Origin of the sequence: Streptomyces coryli, assembly GCF_011044975.1 — a bacterium.
GTDB classification, from domain to species: Bacteria; Actinomycetota; Actinomycetes; order Streptomycetales; family Streptomycetaceae; genus Streptomyces; species Streptomyces coryli.
The window spans coordinates 1-4,386 of record NZ_JAAKZV010000404.1 but is presented as its reverse complement, the minus strand read 5'-3'; the positions used below and the strand labels follow the sequence as shown (position 1 = coordinate 4,386).

At 72.4% G+C, this 4,386-nt stretch carries 4 protein-coding genes and 1 pseudogene; 3 read left to right on the top strand and 2 right to left on the bottom strand.

Features of this window, described 5'->3' with window-relative positions:
• The 3 genes from G5C51_RS40160 to G5C51_RS40150 all read left to right on the top strand — a co-directional run.
• Positions 1-1,026 (top strand): sensor histidine kinase (locus tag G5C51_RS40160; RefSeq protein ID WP_165245598.1); only part of this gene is annotated, 1,026 nt, incomplete at its 5' end.
• A gap of 91 nt (positions 1,027-1,117) precedes the next feature.
• Positions 1,118-1,810, top strand: coding sequence for an iron-dependent transcriptional repressor DtxR (locus G5C51_RS40155; protein ID WP_165245596.1), 693 nt, complete (start codon positions 1,118-1,120; stop codon positions 1,808-1,810).
• A gap of 451 nt (positions 1,811-2,261) precedes the next feature.
• Positions 2,262-3,152 (top strand): alpha/beta fold hydrolase, encoded by an 891-nt coding sequence (locus tag G5C51_RS40150; RefSeq protein WP_165245594.1) that lies wholly within the window; start codon positions 2,262-2,264, stop codon positions 3,150-3,152.
• Here G5C51_RS40150 and egtD read toward each other — a convergent pair.
• Both egtD and G5C51_RS40140 read right to left on the bottom strand, forming a co-directional pair.
• The gene (gene egtD, locus G5C51_RS40145) at positions 3,149-4,186 is read right to left on the bottom strand and encodes an L-histidine N(alpha)-methyltransferase (RefSeq protein ID WP_165245592.1); all 1,038 of its coding nucleotides are present in this window, start codon (positions 4,184-4,186) and stop codon (positions 3,149-3,151) included. The genes G5C51_RS40150 and egtD overlap by 4 nt on opposite strands.
• Positions 4,183-4,386: pseudogene (locus tag G5C51_RS40140) on the bottom strand (hypothetical protein); the annotation flags it as partial. The pseudogene G5C51_RS40140 and the gene egtD, both read right to left, overlap by 4 nt.

Sequence of the window (4,386 nt, the reverse complement as noted above, 5' to 3'; positions counted from 1 at the left end):
CCGCACGCCACCCCCTCACCCGCCGCGACCGCCTCACCGGACCCGTCGATCACCGATCCGCCCCGGGAGGGCCTGGCCGTCACCCGGGTCGCCGACACCGTCGGCAGCGCCACCCTCAGCGATCTCCTCACCGTCTCGCTCATCGCGCTGGCCGTCTTCGCCGTCGTCTCGATCCTGCTCGCCTGGTGGATGTCCGGGCGGGTGCTGCGGCCGGTCTCGGTGATCACCGACACCGCCCGGCAGCTGAACGCCGAGAACCTGCACGAGCGCATCGCGCTGAGCGCCCCGCCCGGCGAGCTCAAGCAGCTCGCCGACACGTTCGACGGCATGCTCGACCGGATCGAGCGGCTGGTCGGGGCGCAGCAGCGGTTCGCCGCGAACGCCGCCCACGAGCTGCGCACCCCGCTCGCCCTGCAGCGGGCCGCCGCCGAGATCGGGCTCGCGGGGGAGCCGGACGCGGAGCGGGTGGCGCAGATCCGTACGAAGCTGATCGAGATCTCCGACGACAGCGAGCGGATGATCGAGGGGCTGCTGCTGCTCGCCGCCTCCGAGCAGGGGCTGGAGCGGCGCGAGGAGGTGGCGCTGGACGATCTTGCCTCCGCCGCCACGCTCGGGGTGGGGCCCGAGGCGGCCGAGGCCGGGGTGGAGGTGGAGCTGGCGGCCGGGGAGGCGAAGGTGGAGGGGGACCCGGTGCTGCTGGACAGCCTGGTGCAGAACCTGGTCGCGAACGCCGTTCGCTACAACCATCGCGGGGGGCGGGTGGAGATCCGTACGGGCGGTGTGAGCGCGGGCGGGGCCGAGCTCACCGTCGCGAATACCGGGCCCACCGTGGACCCGGAGGCCGTATCGCTGCTCTTCGAGCCCTTCCGGCGGGCCGAGGCGCGGCGCCACCAGCTGGGCGAGGGGGTCGGTCTGGGGCTGTCCATCGTCTCCGCGATCGCCCGGGCGCACGGGGCCGAGGTGCGCGCCGAGGCCAATGACGGCGGCGGGCTGACGGTGCGCGTGGAGTTCCCGCGCGCCCCATAAACCAGGGGGTTCGCGCATGCAAGACCCGGTTGTCAGCGCGGTGCGTCAGAATAGAGGGCAGGGCCACCGCACAAGACATCTAGGGGCACGCATGTCCGGACTGATCGACACCACGGAGATGTATCTCCGCACCATCCTCGAGCTGGAGGAGGAGGGCGTCGTCCCCATGCGCGCGCGAATCGCGGAGCGGCTCGACCAGAGCGGTCCCACGGTCAGCCAGACCGTCGCGCGCATGGAGCGGGACGGCCTGGTCACCGTCGCGGGTGACCGCCATCTCGAGCTCACCGCGGAGGGCCGCAAGCTGGCCACCCGCGTGATGCGCAAGCACCGTCTCGCCGAGTGTCTCCTGGTCGATGTGATCGGCCTGGAGTGGGAGCAGGTCCATGCCGAGGCCTGCCGCTGGGAGCATGTGATGAGCGAGGCGGTCGAGCGCCGCGTCCTCGAGCTGCTCCGGCACCCGACCGAGTCGCCGTACGGGAATCCCATCCCGGGCCTGGAGGAGCTGGGCGAGAAGCAGGAGGTGGACCCCTTCCTGGACGCGGGTCTGGTCAGCCTCTCCGAGCTGGGCGCGGGCGGGGACGGCAAGACCGTCGTCGTGCGGCGCATCGGCGAGCCCATCCAGACCGACGCCCAGCTGATGTACACGCTGCGGCGGGCCGGCGTGCAGCCCGGCGCCGTGGTGAGCGTGACGGATTCCGCCGGTGGGGTACTGGTCGGGAGCAGCGGCGAGGCGGCGGAGCTGGACTCCGAGGTGGCCTCGCATGTCTTCGTCGCCAAGGGCTGACGAGGGGCTTCGCAGGGGCCGGGCAGGGCGGGTGCGCGGCAGCGCGTACATACCGAACCAATCCCGGCGGAAGGGCAGCGGGAAGCGTCCGCGCGTGCGACGCTGTCGCTGAGTCTTCCGGCTGTGGTGAACCCTCGCCGGTCCCAGGGGAGGGGGCAGATGTGGTGACCCCGCGCATGACGAGAGCCCCGGCGCCTGGCGTCGCCGGGGCCCCGCCTCCCCTTGCCGACCCGGAGCCCCGAGCTCTCAGGGTCGCCCCCCGCCGGCGGCGGCCTCCCCAACGGCCCGCCGCACGGTCTCAGTCCTCCCCACGGGGAGGGCCGTCAACCCTGGCCGATGGTCACCCGATCGTGGGGTGTTGGCAGACGGGACCGCTAGCTCGAATAGATTTTCGATAGTGTGAGGCTTGCTCTAGGGCATATTTGTTCCCGAAATGGGGGTGCCGGCTTTCATGGTGCGTCGCATCGATGTGACGGGCGCGGGCGGTGTCAAGCTCGCCGCTTGGGAGTATGCCGATCCGCCCAAGGGGCTGCCCGAGGGCGGGACGGCCGATCGCCATGCGGCAGCGGCGGATCGGCCCAGCGTGCTGTTATTGCACGGCCTGATGGGCCGGGCATCGCACTGGGCGGCCACCGCCCGGTGGCTCGCCGAGCGGAACCGCGCCATCGCCGTCGACCAGCGCGGCCACGGCCGCAGCGACAAGCCCGACGCCGGCCCTTACGACCGTGATGCCTACGTCGCCGACGCCGAGGCCGTCATCGAGCAGCTCGGCCTCGCGCCCGTCATCCTCATCGGCCATTCCATGGGCGCGCTCACCGCCTGGCAGCTCGCCGCCCGCCGGCCCGACCTCGTCCGCGCGCTGGTGATCTGCGACATGCGGGCCTCGGCGCTGGGCGCGCAGTCGCAGCGGGAGTGGGCGGAGTGGTTCACCACCTGGCCGGTGCCCTTTGCCACGCTCGCGGACGTACGGAAGTGGTTCGGCGAGGACGACCCCTGGCTGGAGCGGCCGCGGCAGGAGCGCGGCGAGTTCTATGCCGAGGTGATGATGGAGAGCGCCGACGGCTGGCGGCCGGTCTTCAGCACCGAGCAGATGCTCCGGGCCCGCGAGACCTGGGTCCATGACGCGCACTGGGAAGAGCTCGCCCAGGTCCAGTGCCCCGCGCTGGTCGTGCGCGGCCTTGACGGTGAGCTGGGGCGGGCGGAGGCGCAGGAGATGGTCCGCGTACTGCCCCAGGGGCGGTATGCGGAGATCCCCGACGCCGGCCACCTCGTGCACTACGACTCCCCGGAGGGCTGGCGGCGGGCGCTGGAGCCGTTCCTGGAGGAAGTCGTGCAGGACTAGCGGGTGCTCCTCTCGTATGGCCCCGCGAGGCTGAGGGCGTAGCGGCCGGCCGCGTCCGTCCACCAGTGGCGGAGCTCGAGGCCGGCCCGCTCCAGCTCGGCCCGTATCCCCTCGCGGCGGAACTTCGCCGAGACCTCCGTCCGCAGCTCCTCGCCCCGCGCGAAGGACACCGCCAGGTCCAGGCCGCGGACCTTGACGGTGAGGTCCTCGCGGGCCCGCAGCCGCATCTCGATCCACTCGCGCTCGGCGTCCCAGACGGCCACGTGGCTGAACGCGTCCGGGTCGAAGGCGGCGTCGAGCTCGCGGTTGAGGACGGCTAGCACGTTCTTGTTGAACTCGGCGGTGACACCGGCCGCGTCGTCGTATGCGGCGATGAGGGTCGCCGGGTCCTTCACCAGGTCCGTACCGAGGAGGAGGGTGTCGTCGGGGCGGAGGGCGGCGGCGACGCGGGTGAAGAAGGCGGCGCGCTCGGTGGGTTCGAGATTGCCGATGGTGCCGCCGAGGAAGGCGAGCAGGCGGGGGCCCTCGGTGGCGTCGTCGGTGTTGTCGGCGTCGTCGGCCAGGCCCAAGTGCTCCTGGAAGTCGGCGATTTGGGCGTGTACGGCGAGCCGGGGGAAGGTCTCCTGCAGGCGGGCGGCGGCCTGGGTGAGGGCGGATTCCGAGACGTCCACGGGGACGTAACCGGCGAGAGTGCCGGCCGCCGCGAGGGCGTCCAGCAGCAGCCGGGTCTTCTCCGAGGAGCCGGAACCGAGCTCGACCAGGGTGCGGGCGCCGGTGGCGGCGGCGATCTCCGCGGAGCGCGTCTCGAGGATCTCCCGCTCGGCGCGGGTCGGGTAGTACTCCTTCAGCCGGGTGATCTCCTCGAACAGCTCGCTGCCGCGGGCGTCGTAGAACCAGCGCGGTGGGAGGGACTTGGGCACGGAGGTGAGCCCGGCGCGGGCGTCGGCGCGCAGGGCGTTGCTGAAGAAGTCGTCGGGGAGCAGATGGTCGACGGTGAACGGGGCGGCGGCGGTGGTGCCAGGGCGGGAGGTCATGCGGCGCGGGCCCTTTCGTCTGCGTCGGGGGAGTCGGGGAAGTTGCGGGTGTCGGTGGCGTCGATCGGGGTGACGGGCTCGGTGCGGACGCCGGTGGCGAGGGTGGCGGTGAGGAGGGTGCGGTCGGGGAGGTCGCGCCAGTCCTCGGAGCCGTCGTCAGGCTCCGAGGCGACGAGGATGGTGGGGGTGCTGTCTCTTAT